The sequence below is a fragment of the uncultured Kordia sp. genome (assembly GCF_947496985.1).
Taxonomy (GTDB): Bacteria; Bacteroidota; Bacteroidia; order Flavobacteriales; family Flavobacteriaceae; genus Kordia.
Genome location: NZ_CANMEZ010000014.1, coordinates 56,991 through 73,866, shown reverse-complemented (window position 1 = coordinate 73,866; position 16,876 = coordinate 56,991). Strand labels below are relative to the sequence as shown.

At 31.8% G+C, this 16,876-nt stretch carries 21 protein-coding genes; 9 read left to right on the top strand and 12 right to left on the bottom strand.

The window, feature by feature from the left end:
• Positions 1-76: 76 nt before the first annotated feature.
• The 7 genes from Q0828_RS23405 to Q0828_RS23375 all read right to left on the bottom strand — a co-directional run bounded on the left by Q0828_RS23405 (position 77) and on the right by Q0828_RS23375 (position 6,734).
• Entirely contained in the window at positions 77-1,720 is a 1,644-nt protein-coding gene (locus Q0828_RS23405) for a serine hydrolase domain-containing protein (RefSeq protein WP_298427538.1), read from the bottom strand.
• 87 nt (positions 1,721-1,807) lie between these two features.
• The gene (locus Q0828_RS23400) at positions 1,808-2,998 is read right to left on the bottom strand and encodes a helix-turn-helix domain-containing protein (protein ID WP_298427534.1); all 1,191 of its coding nucleotides are present in this window, start codon (positions 2,996-2,998) and stop codon (positions 1,808-1,810) included.
• 155 nt (positions 2,999-3,153) lie between these two features.
• Positions 3,154-3,543, bottom strand: coding sequence for a hypothetical protein (locus Q0828_RS23395; RefSeq protein WP_298427530.1), 390 nt, complete (start codon positions 3,541-3,543; stop codon positions 3,154-3,156).
• A gap of 21 nt (positions 3,544-3,564) precedes the next feature.
• On the bottom strand, positions 3,565-4,068 hold the full coding sequence (locus tag Q0828_RS23390) for a hypothetical protein (RefSeq protein ID WP_298427528.1): 504 nt from the start codon (positions 4,066-4,068) through the stop codon (positions 3,565-3,567).
• A gap of 33 nt (positions 4,069-4,101) precedes the next feature.
• Positions 4,102-4,851, bottom strand: coding sequence for a hypothetical protein (locus tag Q0828_RS23385; protein WP_298427525.1), 750 nt, complete (start codon positions 4,849-4,851; stop codon positions 4,102-4,104).
• Positions 4,852-4,907: 56 nt separating this feature from the next.
• Positions 4,908-5,450: an AAA family ATPase gene (locus Q0828_RS23380; protein ID WP_298427522.1), complete on the bottom strand. Its 543-nt coding sequence runs from the start codon at positions 5,448-5,450 to the stop codon at positions 4,908-4,910.
• A gap of 165 nt (positions 5,451-5,615) precedes the next feature.
• Positions 5,616-6,734 (bottom strand): hypothetical protein, encoded by a 1,119-nt coding sequence (locus tag Q0828_RS23375; protein WP_298427519.1) that lies wholly within the window; start codon positions 6,732-6,734, stop codon positions 5,616-5,618.
• A 656-nt stretch (positions 6,735-7,390) separates the two neighbouring features.
• On the opposite strand from Q0828_RS23375, the gene lpdA reads away from it, so the two are divergent.
• The 8 genes from lpdA to Q0828_RS23335 all read left to right on the top strand — a co-directional run bounded on the left by lpdA (position 7,391) and on the right by Q0828_RS23335 (position 11,761).
• Complete coding sequence (gene lpdA, locus Q0828_RS23370; protein ID WP_298427516.1) at positions 7,391-8,782, top strand: dihydrolipoyl dehydrogenase; 1,392 nt, start codon at positions 7,391-7,393, stop codon at positions 8,780-8,782.
• Positions 8,783-8,884: 102 nt separating this feature from the next.
• Positions 8,885-9,181, top strand: a complete 297-nt coding sequence (locus Q0828_RS23365) for a DUF3817 domain-containing protein (RefSeq protein ID WP_298427512.1) — start codon at positions 8,885-8,887, stop codon at positions 9,179-9,181.
• Positions 9,182-9,267: 86 nt separating this feature from the next.
• Positions 9,268-9,429: a hypothetical protein gene (locus Q0828_RS23360; RefSeq protein ID WP_298427510.1), complete on the top strand. Its 162-nt coding sequence runs from the start codon at positions 9,268-9,270 to the stop codon at positions 9,427-9,429.
• A gap of 180 nt (positions 9,430-9,609) precedes the next feature.
• A complete protein-coding gene (locus Q0828_RS23355) occupies positions 9,610-9,816 on the top strand; it encodes a hypothetical protein (protein WP_298427509.1) in 207 nt (68 codons plus the stop codon).
• 197 nt (positions 9,817-10,013) lie between these two features.
• A complete protein-coding gene (locus Q0828_RS23350) occupies positions 10,014-10,211 on the top strand; it encodes a hypothetical protein (RefSeq protein ID WP_298427507.1) in 198 nt (65 codons plus the stop codon).
• Positions 10,212-10,313: 102 nt separating this feature from the next.
• Positions 10,314-10,457 (top strand): hypothetical protein, encoded by a 144-nt coding sequence (locus tag Q0828_RS23345; RefSeq protein WP_298427504.1) that lies wholly within the window; start codon positions 10,314-10,316, stop codon positions 10,455-10,457.
• Positions 10,458-10,578: 121 nt separating this feature from the next.
• The gene (locus Q0828_RS23340; protein WP_298427501.1) at positions 10,579-10,749 is read left to right on the top strand and encodes a hypothetical protein; all 171 of its coding nucleotides are present in this window, start codon (positions 10,579-10,581) and stop codon (positions 10,747-10,749) included.
• 283 nt (positions 10,750-11,032) lie between these two features.
• Entirely contained in the window at positions 11,033-11,761 is a 729-nt protein-coding gene (locus Q0828_RS23335) for a hypothetical protein (protein ID WP_298427497.1), read from the top strand.
• 364 nt (positions 11,762-12,125) lie between these two features.
• Here the strand turns inward: Q0828_RS23335 and Q0828_RS23330 are convergent, their stop codons facing one another.
• The 3 genes from Q0828_RS23330 to Q0828_RS23320 form a co-directional block, all read right to left on the bottom strand.
• A complete protein-coding gene (locus tag Q0828_RS23330) occupies positions 12,126-12,848 on the bottom strand; it encodes a diphthine--ammonia ligase (protein ID WP_298427494.1) in 723 nt (240 codons plus the stop codon).
• Complete coding sequence (gene aroQ / locus Q0828_RS23325; protein ID WP_298427491.1) at positions 12,849-13,265, bottom strand: type II 3-dehydroquinate dehydratase; 417 nt, start codon at positions 13,263-13,265, stop codon at positions 12,849-12,851.
• A gap of 88 nt (positions 13,266-13,353) precedes the next feature.
• Positions 13,354-13,845: a hypothetical protein gene (locus Q0828_RS23320; protein ID WP_298427488.1), complete on the bottom strand. Its 492-nt coding sequence runs from the start codon at positions 13,843-13,845 to the stop codon at positions 13,354-13,356.
• Positions 13,846-14,013: 168 nt separating this feature from the next.
• On the opposite strand from Q0828_RS23320, the gene xerD reads away from it, so the two are divergent.
• A complete protein-coding gene (gene xerD, locus Q0828_RS23315; RefSeq protein WP_298427485.1) occupies positions 14,014-14,910 on the top strand; it encodes a site-specific tyrosine recombinase XerD in 897 nt (298 codons plus the stop codon).
• 56 nt (positions 14,911-14,966) lie between these two features.
• Here the strand turns inward: xerD and Q0828_RS23310 are convergent, their stop codons facing one another.
• Together Q0828_RS23310 and rny are read right to left on the bottom strand one after the other, a co-directional pair.
• On the bottom strand, positions 14,967-15,140 hold the full coding sequence (locus Q0828_RS23310) for a hypothetical protein (RefSeq protein WP_298427482.1): 174 nt from the start codon (positions 15,138-15,140) through the stop codon (positions 14,967-14,969).
• Positions 15,141-15,284: 144 nt separating this feature from the next.
• Positions 15,285-16,859, bottom strand: coding sequence for a ribonuclease Y (rny, locus tag Q0828_RS23305; RefSeq protein ID WP_298427618.1), 1,575 nt, complete (start codon positions 16,857-16,859; stop codon positions 15,285-15,287).
• Positions 16,860-16,876 lie beyond the last annotated feature (17 nt).

Genomic DNA, 16,876 nt, shown 5'->3' with positions numbered 1-16,876 from the left:
TCAAACCGAATTTGATCCAGAATGACGTTTTATATTACTTTTTAGAAAGCCTCCTTGTATTTTTTATGTTTACTTATTATTTCCGAACAAAACGAACATTCTGAATTCTTCCAGATGTCACACGTATTTCATTAATAGTGCCATTAGCATCTTTTTCAAATGAAAGGTTGTAATCGTCTACTAACATTTCGTTTGCATATACTAACAATCCGCTTTTCTTTTTCTTACCAAATTTCACCTCATATGCTTGATCTTTTACATACTTTATAGAAAAAGAAACATCTGTTTCTTCATTGTAAAATGTTCCACTTAAGGTTTTAAAATCAAACCTACTTAAATCACTTTCAATACGTGTTAGCGTAAAAGGTGCTACACTTGGGTAATACACTGTTACTTGCAACACTCCATTTTCGTTTTTTGTAAATTCTTGTTTAAAAGGTGCATCATTCCATTGATGAAATACATTGTCAGCTTCGCGTAGTAATTTCATATCATTTCTCCCTGAACGTAACATGTATAAATCCCCATCTCGCTCTTCAAACTTCATAATGTATCCACCTTTTGTTCTATAAATACCCAAAACATCTTCAATAGTAACCTTTGCTCCTATTTTCTCTGGTGTAATTCTGAACGTTTCTTTTTCGTTGGTTTTATTTAATAGAACTGTTGCCATTTCTAAAGTTTGTCCAGTTGGGTCAATTTTCCCACTATTTATAATTGTGATGATAGAAATTTTTTTAGAAGGAAAACGAGTTACATATGCCTTCCAAGCGCCTGTTGATCCAGCATGAAATGTGTATGGTACATTTCTAAATTCGCCAAATTCCAATCCATATCCATAATTTTCAATGTTTGTATTTTCAATTAGTCCCTGACTTTTCTCTAAGATAGCTTTCGAAAAAACAGTACTTTTTTTAGTTTGAATAATTTTCTCCCACTGTAATTGATCTTCCAATGTAGTAAACAAATTTCCATCTCCATGAATACTACAGGTCCAATTGTAAGTTGTCCATGTATTAAAATTAAAATATGGTTTTGCAATTGGTTCTTTAATGTTTGTATAATCTGAAACAAACGAAGTATTTGGCATTCCTAAAGATTTAAAAAGTGCATCTGTATAGCTAACAAAACTTTGTCCGGTCACTTTTTCTATGACTTGTGTTAGGATGATATAATTAGAATTACTGTATGAATGTTTGCTGCCTGGTTCAAAGTTTAAATCGTTTTGCTTTTCTAATAATTGCATCGCGTCAGCATTGTCAAACTTTTGTTTCCACCAAGTAACCCCTTGTAAACTCCATAAATCATATATATCACGAATTCCGCTAGAATGGTTTATTAAGTGTTCAATTTTAATTGGTTTTTTAATATTTTTATACAGATTCGGAAGGTATTTTCTAATATCATCTTTTAAGTTTAGTTTGCTTTTTTCTGCTAAGACTAAAACAGCAAACGCTGTAAATTGTTTTCCATTAGATGCAATGTTGAAACGTGTGCTTTTCCCAATACGAATACTGTCTTTCAAATTGGCAAAGCCTGCGTAGTTTTCATATGCAACATGACCATTTTGAATAATTCCAACGGCAATTCCTGGACCGCCTTTTGGAACATCTTTGATGGTAATTTCATCTAACTTGATCTGTTGTTCTTTGGTTATTCTCTGTCCAAAAGCAACTCCGAATATTAGCAAAAATGCTAAGCATAATACATTTGACTTCATGAAATACTGTTTTGCGTTTTTTGATGCTACAAATGTGTCAGTATTTATTATTAAAAGCGCGCCAAATCGTGATTTGACACGTCTTTTTTATACTTTTTTGCTAAAATATTCTTTAGGAGTTTGCTGTGTATGTTTTTTAAAAGCCCTGTTAAACGTTGATTTTGAGTTAAATCCAGAGTCCAATGCAATTCCTAATAAGGTTTTCAAATCATTTTCATCAGAAGTAACTTTTTTGATGACTTCTTCTGTTCTGTACGAATTCACAAAGTCGTTAAAGTTTACTTTAAAACCTTTATTAATGATATTTGATACTTTTTTCGGGTGCGTTTCAAGTAATTTGGCGACATCAAACAAGGTTAAATTTGGATTCTTAAAAATCATCTTTTCAATCATCAAATCTTCCAATTGGTTTTTCAGGTTTTCATCAACTCCCGTAATTTCAGCTTCCATCGTTTCCGTATTTGACGGTGTTATTTTTTCTTTTTCCGCTTCCGCTAGAAAATCCTCAGAAAAAGTTGTGGACAATCTTGGTTGAAAAGAAGCATGCATTTTTATAATATGAATATATCCACTAAGCGCGATGTAATAAAATAGAACTGAAAAACAGAGATAATACCAGTACTTTCTTCCAAAGTTTGCCCATTCAGGATTGAGAATAAAGAATAAAACTCGAATTAATAATAATCCTAAAAAAGCAATTAAAAATCGTTGAATCCATGCGTACAAAATAGTATCTGCATAACTTACCGTTTCGTAAGTTTCCTTTTTATAAGCTGTATACAGTTTTAGGCATTGAAATAGATAGAACACTAGCATGAAGAAACCTGAAATTTGATACCAAAGTGATAAATCTTTATCGCGTCCATCTGCATAAAAGTAAAATTCATCTAACACTAATACGTCTGTTATCCACACAATCAAACTATATAGTGCGTATAGTATAGCAGGAATAAAATGTACCCAATCTTTCTTCTGAAATCGAAACGAAATTGTAAGCGAACTTTTTACATAAAAATATAGTAAAGGTGGTATGAGAAATAACTGCTGAAATGGTATAAAAAATAATATTTCCCGATATGTATCTTTACCATACCAACCTGCATAACCCAACATAAAAGGCGCAATATATAGCGAACATAAAAAGATAAACGATGCTAGCCAAAAACTAGATTTGTTTTCGTTCCGAATACCTTTATACAGTAATAATAATGTAAATATCAGTCCATGAATAAAGAAAATTAATAAGGTTGAACTTTTGAAGTTAAAACTGAAATACATTGTATGAATTGTTTATGGTAATAGTATTTATTTTAGTTTTCTGAAATTATGATTTTCACACCATTGATATTATTGCCAGTTGTTAACTTTTTAATATATCCTACTTGTATATTTTTTGATTGGTTTTTGGTCAATAACAATTCATTTTCTTGCGTTCAACCTTTTATTTTATATGCCGACGGAATACGTCCTTCTGTCAAATTTTCATTTGCTTGATTATTTTTTACAACAGCCCAATATTCGTTTGTTTGTATATTTACAACAGCATCTAATTCGTTTTTTATTGCTTTGTCTTTATAATGAATATAGACATATGCATCATTTGGAGAAACAGAATCTGAAATAATCTTAAAACGCTGTTGATCTTCATTCAAAATATCATCTAATATATGCACTTCACTTTCTGTACTGTATACTTTTCCTCCTTTAAAATTTTCTTCACAACTCTGACAAAAAATAATGAAAATTAAAAGTATTGCATATCGTATTTTTTGATCGCTCACCGTTATTATGTTACAGGTATTCCTAAAGGTTTTCCATTTCATAATTGTTATCATAAATAGAAACTATTTTAAATGTTTACGAACATCTTTTATCCAGTAAAATATTAAAAATAAAATTGAAGGCGCTACAAAGAAAACAAAGATAACTGACGCTAAATTTTCTTTTGAATTGTGCGCTATAGCTGCAAATGTAGCTGCGATAATGTATATTATTTGACAGACAGTATACAGATACAAACCATTCATTTTTTTAAGCAACATCATAATTGCGCCAGCTATTGTTCCTATAGAAGCAAATACATAAATTCCAGCTCTTATCATGATGCCATCGTCATTAGCCATAGAACCTACCAATTCGTATAATACGGCACGTCCAATGGTAAATATTGAACCACAAATTGTTAAAATGGCAAGCACAATAATGATAACGACTGGTTTGTTTTCTGTTTCTTGATGCGTTGCGCGAACTTCTTCTTGTGTGTGTAATTGTGACTGTTTTGCTCCACAGTGTGGACAGAAGTTAACATCATCTGTTATTTGTTGGTAGCATGAAATACAGTTTCTCATAGGTAACTACAATTTATATCTAGCTAATATACATTAAAATATTTCAGGTAGATTGCGTTCAAAACGTGTAAAATAGTCTTTTCTATTTAAATTTAAAATTTCGATAAGTTCGTCTGGAGTTATTTTGACATACAATAAATCAAACGAATGTACGTCTCCATAAATGGTTCCAATTATGAGATTAAAAAAGCCTCTTTTCCCTCTTCTTTCCAAAATACGATAATCAACAATGTCATGCCAAAAAAATCGTTTTTCTTTATATGTAAAACCAAGTTCATCGGTAGTGATTCTATTTTTAGCTGGCGTATAATAATCGATTACTCCTCTTGCAATTGTAAAACATACTGCCACAAAAGCTAAAAACCCAAATAAGAATTTCAAACCACTTTCTGTTTGTAGAGCAAGCGTTGAAAACACAAATAATGCCAACATACCAATTCCAAATAAAACACTTGGTTGTAGAATTTCTTTAAATGTAAGATTGTGGGTGTTTTTCTTGTGATTGTATTTTTTTTGAATCGGATGATTGGGTTGTAAGTAGTCTTTTTTTCGAAGTCCATATAACCTAAAGTTGGTCTTTATATAATTCATGATTGTATTATGCACTTCAACTTGTTTGTCATCCAATACTTCAAAATCAATTTGTATAGAAGAGCATTCATTTTCAAAATCAGCAACTTTTTTGGTCAATGCACAGGTTATTCCAACTTCGGGTTCAAAATCTCTTAATTGACATATTTTACAGGAAGCAAGTTGATGTTTTCGTTTGTCTGAAATTGGCATAAATGGAATTAGATATAATTTAAATTCTTGTAATTAAGATATGGAATTCAATCCTATTAGTAATGAGGTTTGAAGAATTGTAACACATGACTCATATTTTTTTCTAAAGCTACCTCACTATCAATTTCAACGATTTCACACGAAAGTGAGTTTAACCAATCACGATGAATCTTGATAGAACGTCCTGTAAATTTGAAATCGTCATAACGTGTTGCCCACGCCAAAAATGCTTGTGAACGTTCTTGTATAATTGCATCCGTTTGTAGTTTGTCTCCGTAACGTTCAACTTCACGTTGTTTGAGTCGTTGCAATCGGATTTCTTTGTCTAAAGTGACAAACACTACTAAATCGAAAGCTGTTTGCCAATACGTTCCCCAACTTACCAACGAACCACTGACGATAACATTTTCATGTTTTTCAAACTCAACTTGTAGGTTTTTGGTACGAACTGCCATTTCTTCTTTCAATTGAAATGGTGGGTTTGTTACTTTCCAATAATAATCATCTACATCTAAGTGTGTAAAGTCTGTGGCTTTAGAAAGTGCTTTTCCAAGTGTTGTAGTTCCTGAGCCTGATGCGCCGATGATGAGGAGTTTCATATTTTGAAGGTATTAGGGATTAGTATTGGTTGTCTATTTGGGCTTTTGGGTTTGCATCTCGATAACTTCGTTAAGTATTTTTAATCAAAAAGTATTTTGATCTCAAATAATGCTCGATGTGACAGATTTTAAATTTAGCGTTTTACATTTTAAATTCGTTATTCGTTATTTAAATTTTCGTTTGATTCGCCTTAATAATTCTGGTAGGTCAAACGTGAAGTTTTTTATTTTTAACTCACCAACTCTCACTAAGCCACCTGCAAATTTTTCTTCGTTTTCTTTTTTAGTTTGATCTTTTTCTATAAGTAAACTTTGTTGATAGATTGTCATATTTAAACTCTTGATTGTTGCATCTTTTAATTGAATAGCTGAGTTTGCCATCATAAGTTGCGACTTTAAAAATAAAACCTGCGAAGCTAATTGTTGTGCGCCAACATCTAGAAACCCAGTAACTATACTCTCAAACTCTGGACTTTCAGGAAGTGACAAATACATTTGTAACGCTTCTTTAATGTTGTCTAATGCTTCTTCTCCATTTTCGGGAATTACTGTAAATAAAGTTTCATGTGCTTTAGATTCGATATTTGTTTCTGCATTGATGCCAATGTCTTTTAAAAACGTTGCAAAGTAAATTAAGTATTGTTCGCAGGAAGATTGGATTTCTGGTGGGAATGTGAAAGTGTTTGTTAGATTATTGCTTTTAATACTTTGTTCTTGGGTCAATCTTGATATTATTGATTCAATTTCTAATTTGAGTAAATTTATGACTTCATAATAAAGAATATTAATATCTTTTTGTTTATCTATAGATTTATATAGCAAAATTCCTTTAATAATTTTATTTTCATCAATTTGACCGTCATAAGCATATAAAAATCTTTGATTTTTTAGTAGAGACTGAAAAAAAGTATCAGTAAAAAGTTTTAAACTAAAATTAAAATTCCATTTTTTGGAGTCAGCCGAAAAAAATAATTCCAATCCATTCTCATAACCACGTTTTTTTAACATGACATAAGAATTCATGAATATATTATTAAAATAATTTTCTAATTCTTTTCTAGATGAAATAATAATAAATTGTATATGTTGGTCAAAAATGTTTGAAGTCTTTACACCTACAAAATTATCAATTTCATCTATTACAATAATATTATCGCTTCTGCGAGTGGAAATTTTTTGAAATCTCCAGTTATCTCTACCACTTAAATAAACCTCGCCTACAACCTCTCCGTTTAACAATAATTTGTTGTGTACTCTATCTATTACCAAATTCGGTTTTCCCATATCTTAACTCGTGTTTACAAAAAGTTAGTAGTCACAAGGTAGACAAATGTTACATTTCCTACAAAAAAGGTAAATTCAAAATGTAAAACACTAAATTTTAAATGTAAAAGTGTTTGCTAACTTCATTGAAAAACTCCAAATGTCACTTCTAGTGAATTTGTGAAACAAATTAGTATTGAGAAGTATTTTGAAGTTCTAAGCTGTTCTCGATACACCAAATCACAAATGCAATGCTAAGTATTCTCGACTGCGCTCGAATTGACAAACAAACAAATTAACGAATTGACAAATCAACACTTCGACAAGCTCAGTGTAAACTCAAAAATTCAACATCCAGTATTCAAAATTTAGTATTTAGTATTCTACCGAGTTAGCGATAGCAGTGGAAAGCCCACAGCGAGTTTGCGAGCGCGGACTTGTAGCGAATAGCGCGACCTGAAGCGATAGCGAAAGGGAACTCCCAAAATAAATGTATAAATAAATTTCTCTTAATTACTAGCTTACTAATATACAAAGAGCAAAGCGATACAAACATACCATGAGTGTTTACACTGAGCAGAGTCGAAGGTGAAGTAAAAACAGGTATAGAAAGTTTATTGTTACCTTAGAATTCCGTAAATTTGCATCTTGAAAATCAGACAACAAAATTTTAAGATATGAATACATACGATATCATCGTTTTAGGAAGTGGTCCTGGTGGATATGTAACTGCCATTAGAGCTTCTCAATTAGGGTTTAAAACTGCAGTAGTTGAGAAAGAAAGTTTAGGTGGCGTTTGCTTAAATTGGGGATGTATTCCAACGAAAGCCTTATTGAAATCAGCACAAGTTTTTGAGTATTTGAAACATGCTGGAGATTACGGATTATCAGTAACAGCATACGACAAGGATTTTGACGCTGTAGTACAACGTAGTCGTGGTGTTGCTGACGGAATGAGCAAAGGTGTTCAGTTCTTAATGAAAAAGAATAAGATTGATGTACTTAACGGTTTTGGAACTTTAAAAGCTGGAAAGAAGATTGATGTTAAAGATAAAGACGGAAAAGTTACCGAATATAGTGCACAACATATTGTAATAGCTACTGGAGCGCGCTCACGTGAGTTACCTAGTTTGCCACAAGATGGTAAGAAAGTTATTGGTTACAGAGAAGCAATGACCTTGCCAACGCAACCAAAGAAGATGATCGTAGTAGGATCGGGAGCTATTGGTGTAGAGTTTGCATACTTCTACAACTCTATGGGTACGGAAGTTACGATTGTAGAATATATGCCTAAGATTGTTCCTGTGGAAGATGCTGATGTGTCTAAACAGTTAGAACGTTCGTTTAAGAAAAGTGGTATTAAAATTATGACGTCTGCGGAAGTAACTTCGGTTGATACTTCTGGAGATGGTGTAAAAGCTACGGTAAAAACGAAGAAAGGTGAACAAGTATTAGAAGCTGATATTGTACTTTCGGCTGTTGGAATTAAAACGAATATTGAAAATATTGGTTTAGAAGCTGTCGGAATTGCTACAGATAGAGATAAAATATTAGTAAACGATTATTACCAAACTAATATCCCTGGATATTATGCTATTGGAGATGTTACACCTGGACAAGCTTTAGCACATGTTGCTTCTGCGGAAGGAATTCTATGTGTAGAGAAAATTGCAGGAATGCATGTTGAAGCCTTAGATTATGGAAATATTCCTGGTTGTACGTATTGTTCTCCTGAAATTGCATCTGTTGGTTTAACGGAAGCACAGGCAAAAGAACAAGGTTATGATATCAAAGTTGGAAACTTCCCATTCTCAGCATCTGGAAAAGCAAGTGCTGGTGGAACGAAAGAAGGTTTTGTAAAAGTAATTTTTGATGCAAAATATGGAGAATGGCTAGGTTGCCATATGATTGGTGCTGGAGTTACGGATATGATTGCCGAAGCTGTTTTAGGTAGAAAGTTAGAAACTACAGGGCACGAAGTGTTAAAAGCAGTACATCCGCATCCTACGATGAGTGAAGCAGTAATGGAAGCTGTTGCCGCCGCTTATGACGAAGTAATACATTTATAATATATATTTTAAAAAGCTGCTCGTTGAGCAGCTTTTTTTATGTTTTTTAATCCGAATTCGACCAATATTTCTAAATGCTTTGAATTCACATTTTCCTTAGTTATGGATACAACATTCACTCCTACTAAAAACACAAAACGATTTGGACAACTTGCTCTACTTGAAGGTATTTCGTTTTTAGCACTTTTTATTACAATGCCTTTAAAATATTTTATGGAAATGCCAATGCCAAATAAAATTGTTGGTACGGCACATGGGTTTTTGTTTATCGCCTATGTACTTTTTGCTTTCATTGTAGTTCGTGAGCAAAAATGGTCTATAAAGCGATTTGTTATTTTCTTTGTAGCTTCATTGATTCCGTTTGCTACTTTTTATATTGAAAAGAAGTATTTGAAATAATCTTTTTAAAACTATAATAAGTCTTAAATCATCCTATTTAAGTCAACTTACTTTTTAAGGTGATACTTTTCTTCATCATTTGGTATATGTTAAACCAAAATTTATACGATGAAAAAAACATTTTAAACTTAAAAGGTGTTCAAGAATTGGACAAAACTGCACAAGCAAAAATTAACGGAGGAAATACAGGTATGCAATGTTATCATCATAACGATTGTCAGATTCTTAAATCATTACCTAGTATGTAGTATGAAGAATTTTTCTGTTATTGAGGCTATTGCCAAATAGTATAAAGCACAAGCGAACTTCGGTTCGCTTTTTTCTTTCTCCCTTTTACTATTCGTACTATTTAACAAACTATTCTCTCTTTTGGGTAATGATTCTCTTATTTAAACCCATTTAAGTATAAAATCATAAAACTCTATATCATGAGAAAAAAGAATTTAAAAAGCTTAGAGCTTAACAAGAAATCAATTTCTAATATTAGTATTACTGGTGGAATATACCGTACAGCTAAATGTTATAGCGTTCAAATCTGTCATGTAGAACCAGATACTGAACACACTTTAGCACCTATTCCTTTACCAAATACTGATTACTCTATATGCATTTGCCATACAGATATTTTATGCTAATTAAAATTTAAAGCGAACTTCGGTTCGCTTTTTTTATATCATATACTAAAATCACAGCTTTTGGATGAATATTTACGATCCAAAAGCTACATATATAGTGTCCATCTGTATTTAATTCTACCTAGTTTATTTTTCTTTTTTGGGTAATGAATTGTGTATCTCAACCCATGAAGATAGAAACCTTAAAATTTTATACAATGAAAAAACAACAATTGAAATCATTAGCTTTAAACAAGAAAACAATTTCTGACATTAATGCCGTCCTATTAAAAGGTGGTTTAGCAAATTCAGGAGCAGCGGCAGCTACAGGGCAGACAGTATCCGGAGTAACTTTTACATTTAAAGTTTGTTCAACTCATAGAGAATATAGAACAAATTTTATTTTTTGTGGATAGTATATACTATGCATGCTATTTTGATAAATCGTACATTTTGTACGAATAGTTCCTTTCTATTTAAAGCTAGTTTTATCATAATTAATATTTAAACTTTTTATTATGAAAAAACAGAATTTAAAATTGTTAACACTAAACAAAAGAGCAATTTCAACATTGAAATTTGAAGAATTGAAAGGTGGTAAAAAAGCATTGCCAACTTTAATAGTTGAATCGTGTTTTGAACCTTGCGATACTTTCTTTTAAAAAAAGCGAACTTCGGTTCGTTTTTTTATACTCTTTAAATGTTAAATATGGTGATCCCGTAAATAGTTAACAATCTGGATATGTATCTTATTATTAATTGTTAAACCAAACAAAAGATACCATGAAGAAAAGAAATTTTAAAACATTACAACTAAACAAAACACCTATTTCTGTAATGAATCAAAACTTGATTAAAGGTGGCGGAAGTGAATTATCTGCTTGTTGTCAAGTTCAATCTTATGGAACTTGCGATAAAGAGAAACAACTAACTCCTGGATGCGATCATAATTAGTAGTTTGCGAACTACTATAGTTGTGAATAACCTCAATTATTGCAAGAAATTACTAAATGTAAGCGAACTTCGGTTCGCTTTTCTTTTACCTGTATTTTCACACTGCTTTTTTTATACTGATGTTTTATAAAATGTCATTTACTTTCCTTTTACATTCTTGCTTTTTATTGTTATTTGTAAGTGATTTCATTCATTAAAATGAAATTAAGATTACACCTAACTATGGCGAAATCCTGAAAAGCCAATTTTTAAATAGAGTAAGGAAAACAAAATTCTAATAACCATGAAAACATTAACTTTTAACCTAACTAAACTAAAAAAAAACACCTTGAGTGTATTTGCTATTTTTTTATTAGTCTCAACCTTTTTAACAAGCTGTAATAAAGGGGAAATCCCAGAAGAAACCGATTCTATTTCAGCAAAAACTGATTACGAATTTAGTAAAGATTTTGAATTATCTTCATTACATGGAGATACTGCAACTATAAGAGTTTACGCAAATGATCTTGAACTGTTAAATCTTTACTCTGAAGATAATTTCACTTTATCCGAAACTAACTACGATGAAATATTATCAAATAATAAAGACGAAACAGAAGAAAATAATGATGTTGGCACTCTTGACGATGAGAAAAGCCCATTAGCTTTTGAGTTAATGAATGTCAAAAAGAATGATTCTTCGACAGCATTATCAGTTACCTTTAATCACCCTAAATCTAAAGGTAATTTAGCAAAATCAGGATGGAATTATTATACGCATTATAGCTCATCAACTGGTATACATTACAGTGCTAGAATAATAAGAGGAAATACTTTAAAAAGAGTCTATTTTGGATTGAAATACAGAACTTCTGGCTACAGTAATACTTGGTATACAAAAGTAAGCGAATGGAAGTCACTTTCAAGAAATGAAACTTATCACCAAGCACAACCTGGAGTTTGGCAATTTAAAATGAGAGTAAAGACAAAAAGTAGATCTGCATATTCGGTAGCTTTCTTTATTCCTCTATAAGTAAAAGCTTGATATATGAAATGTTGAGCATTATTATAAATGCAAAAAACCATCATAAAAATAAACTTTCGCGAAGTAATACTTTAACGAAATACGTTTTCAAGTTTTAATCATATATGAATGAGACGAGTGTTGAAGTATTAAACCGAGTATAAAATAAAAAGTCATTCAATTACTTGAATGACTTTTTCCTCAACCAACCTAATAACTGATATCCCACCTTCAGCTATGAAAAAATTGCGCGAAATCATTGTCTGATTTCTGAATCAAATATAGGAAGGGTTTGTCTTAATTTGTTCTTAACTGATTCTTAAAACTTGATTAAAGTTTTCACAGAGAAACGTTAATTTTTAAGAACTTTCTGTTATTTTGGAATTAAATCACAGTACCAAAAAGCTCGATCCCAAGCAGAATCGTCTGTACCACAGCTATCTTCATCTTTTTTAGAAGGCGAATATGTTTTTAACACTTTCTCCCCAATTGTAAAGTCGATTGGTGAAGAAAATATAGGTCCATCAAATACAAAAGTGTGAAATTCTCCATTTTCACCACAAGGATCTACAGTATCTGGTAAATCGTTGAGAAAGTCTTCATCTAAAACTCTTCCCACAAAAGATTCATCTAATAGTTTTGCATTTACACATACTGTAATTGCTTTAAAACCTAAAACAAGTAATTCTTTTAATAAAGCCTTGGTATCTTGTTTCCATAAAGGAAATACACCTGTGATACCAACTTCTTTGAGTTTTTCTTCACGATAATTTCGTAAATCTTCTAAAAAGATATCTCCAAAGATTCCGTATTGATATCCTTCATAAATAAGTTTTTTTGTGGCTTCTTTCATCGTTGCATCATAACTAGACATTGAAACTTCGGCAGGAAAGTATATTTTTTGTAATGGTAATTGCAAACGTTCTACTTGTGCATCTAACAATGCTTCACGCAATCCGTGCATAGAAACACGTTCATAGTCTTTATTTACTGTTGTAACTAATTGTGTTACGTTGTATTCTTTATTTTTTAAGATATGATATAAAGCCAGCGAAGAATCTTTTCCTGTGCTCCAATTGAAGTATGCTTTCTTCATTTACGATAAAAAACTTTGAATTGCCAATTGATAGCTTTGCATTCCGAAACCTAAGATTACACCTTTTGCATGCGCCGAAATGTACGATTGATGCCTGAATGCTTCTCTACCAAATGTATTAGAAATATGCACTTCTACTACAGCCGTAGTTATCGCTTTTATAGCATCTCCAATCCCAATAGATGTATGTGTATATGCTCCAGCATTTAAAATAATACCATCATATTCAAAACCAACTTCTTGAATCTTATTAATCAACTCACCTTCTACATTTGATTGGTAGTAACTTAGATTTATAGTTGAATATTGCTTTTGTAATTCTTCAAAATAGTCTTCAAACGTAGCGCTTCCGTAAATTTCTGGTTCACGCTTTCCAAGTAGATTCAAGTTTGGTCCATTAATAATAATGATGTTCATGGCAATTATTTTGGTAAAAATAGGCAATTTTTAAGCATAAAAAAAGGAAGCCAAATTAGCTTCCTTTTCACAAAATATTTTCTATTTCTTAGAATCCGTATTCAACTCCTAATCCAATAGTATCCCAAGTGTTTCCATCTCTAGCTATTCCTGTATAAGAAAGGTTTAAAGAAAACTTCTCAGTAAGGTTATAACCAATTTTTGGTCTGTAGTATAAACCTCCGTCATTTCCATCATTGATTCCAACAGCATATCCTAAATCTGCTCCAAAAAAGAAATCTTCAGAAACATTGTAACGAGCGGCACCTGCAATTGGTAAAAACTGTACATCATCAACAGATACTTTGTTCCCTAAAACAGTAATATCTTTCGTGAAAGCAGTTGTAAACCCTGAAGCAACACCTACATCGAATGACTCTCCAACATTCCATAAGTAAGCTAAATCTAAACCAATACTAAAGTCTGCAACATCTCCTGCATCTCCGATTGGTAAAGCTCCATTGATTCCCGCTTTGAATTCTTGTGCGTTCATTGTAAACCCAAATAAGGCAACAACTGCAACTAAAATAATTTTTTTCATCTTAAATAGTTTTTTAATTAATTCTGGTACAAAAGAACTACTTTTTGTAATTTCACAATCATTTCTTAACTAATTATTAACACATTCTGACGCAACCCTTTTTTTAACAAACTGATTATCAATTGTTTATTTTTTAACAAATTTCCCCAATTTTGAAAGAATTTTCACATGAAATGGACACATTCGCTTAAAGATTTTCAACATTTTTTGAGAATCGAACGTGGTTTATCTGACAATACTATTGTGAATTACACGCATGATATAGAGAAATTGATTCATTATCTTACTGAAAATAACATCAACTCTTCTCCCTTGTCTATTGACGAAGAAACAGTACAACAGTTTATTTATGAAGTTGCCAAAATTTTAAATGCACGTTCGCAAACACGAATTATTTCTGGTCTGAAAAGTTTTTTTAATTATTTAGTTTTTGAAGATTATCGAAAAGATAATCCTATGGAACTAATTGAAGCACCAAAGATTGGCAGAAAATTACCTGATACTTTGGCGATAGAAGACATTGAAAAGCTTCTTGCTTGCATTGATCTATCCAAAAATGAAGGACACAGAAATAAAGCAATTATAGAAACCTTATATGGTTGTGGTTTACGTGTTAGTGAATTGGTTGGTTTAAAGCTTTCTGATTTGTTTTTTGATGAAGGCTTTATTAGAGTTACAGGAAAAGGAGATAAACAGCGTTTTGTTCCTATAAGTAGTTTTACACAGAAACATATTAATTTCTATGTAAATGGACAACGCAATCATACCAAACATGTACCTGAGTTTAGTGATACAGTTTTTTTGAATAGACGCGGAAAACAACTAACACGCGTTATGATTTTTACAATTATTAAGCGCTTAACAGAAAAATCAGGGTTAAAAAAGAAAATATCTCCACATACATTTCGTCATTCATTTGCAACACATTTATTAGAGAATGGAGCTGATTTGCGTGCTATTCAATTAATGTTAGGTCATGAAAGTATTACAACTACAGAAATTTACATGCATGTAGATAGAAGTCATTTGGCTATGGTAATGGAGAAATATCATCCTAGGACATAAAAAAACAGAAACCGTTATCCAATTTCTGTTTTTTCACTTTTCAGTGGTTCTGTTATTTAGCAGGTTTTCCAACAATCTTGAACAGATTTTTTTTCACCTATATATATATTATTACAATAACACATAAATGATGTAGCTAAGGTAGGAACAATTTTGCCTCCTTGAGTTTCAATTTGTTCTATTTTTGAAAGTGCGTCTACTCCTGCGAGATTTAAAATTTTCTTTAACATAACAGGTCTTATTTAGGTTATACTAAAGATATCGATAAATAACAGCTATTCGTCAATGTTTTGCCATAAAGAAGAAACGTGATTACCGTAAGTTAAAGAACTTGGATAATCACGTTTTGTGAATTTATATATAAAATTTAGAAACTATTTCGCAATGTTTACGGCTCTCGTTTCTCTAATTACAGTAATTTTTACTTGTCCTGGATAGGTCATATCCGTTTGAATTTTTTGTGAGATGTTGAATGATAATTCTGCTGCTTTCGCATCATCTACTTTTTCACTTTCAACAATTACACGAAGTTCACGACCTGCTTGAATTGCATATGCTTTCTTTACTCCTGGGAAACCAAAAGCAATGTCCTCTAAGTCCTTTAAACGTTGAATATAACTGTCTAATACTTGACGACGTGCACCTGGTCTTGCTCCAGAAATTGCATCACATACTTGTACGATTGGTGATAATAATGAAACCATTTCTATTTCATCATGATGGGCTCCAATAGCGTTACAAACTTCTGCTTTTTCACCATATTTCTCAGCCCATTGCATTCCTAAGATTGCGTGCGGTACTTCTGTTTCTGTATCTGGTACTTTTCCAATATCATGTAACAACCCTGCTCTTTTGGCTAGTTTTGGATTCAATCCTAGCTCAGCAGCCATTACACCACAAAGTTTTGCTACTTCACGCGAATGTTGTAATAAGTTTTGTCCGTATGAAGAACGATACTTCATTCGTCCAACAGTTTTTATTAATTCTGGATGTAATCCGTGAATTCCTAAATCGATTACTGTACGCTTTCCAACTTCAATAATTTCTTCATCAATTTGTTTACGTGTTTTCTTTACAACTTCTTCAATACGTGCTGGGTGAATTCGTCCATCAGTTACCAATCTATGAAGTGATAAACGTGCAATTTCTCTTCGTACCGAATCAAAGCAAGAAAGAATAATAGCTTCTGGCGTATCATCTACAATAATTTCTACACCTGTAGCTGCTTCTAAAGCTCTAATATTTCGTCCTTCTCTACCAATAATACGTCCTTTTACATCATCAGATTCAATATTAAAAACAGATACACAGTTTTCAACTGCTTCTTCCGTTCCTATACGTTGGATTGTATTAATGATTACTTTCTTTGCTTCTTGTTGTGCTGTAAGTTTTGCTTCTTCAAGTTTTGCTTGAATATAGCTCATAGCATCTGTTTTTGCTTCTTCTTTTAGTGAAGCTACTAATTGATCTTTTGCTTCATCGGCAGACAATCCTGAAATTACCTCTAATTGTTCTACTTGACTTTTATGTAAACGCTCAACTTCCGATTTTTTCTTCTCTACAAAATCTAAACGATAGTTATAATCTTTTAGTTTTGATTCTATTTCTTGGTTTAATTTTTTGTTCTTTGATAATTCGCTAGAAATTTGAGATTCCTTGTCACGCGTGCGTTTTTCGGCTTCTGCCATTTTTTTATCTTTTGATAAGATAAATTTTTCGTGCTCAGCTTTTAATTCTAAAAACTTTTCTTTTGCTTGAAGAATTTTATCTTTCTTCACACTTTCAGCATCTTTTTTAGCTCCTTTTAATAAAGAAGAAGCTTCTTTTTTAGCATCTTGAATAATTTTTGAAGCTTGTTTTTTCTCCAAGCTTTTGGCTATCAAGAAGCCTACAATTATGCTGATGACGCCAACGGCGACTGCGATTATAATTGTTGTTGTACTATCCATCATCTGTCGATCTTAAT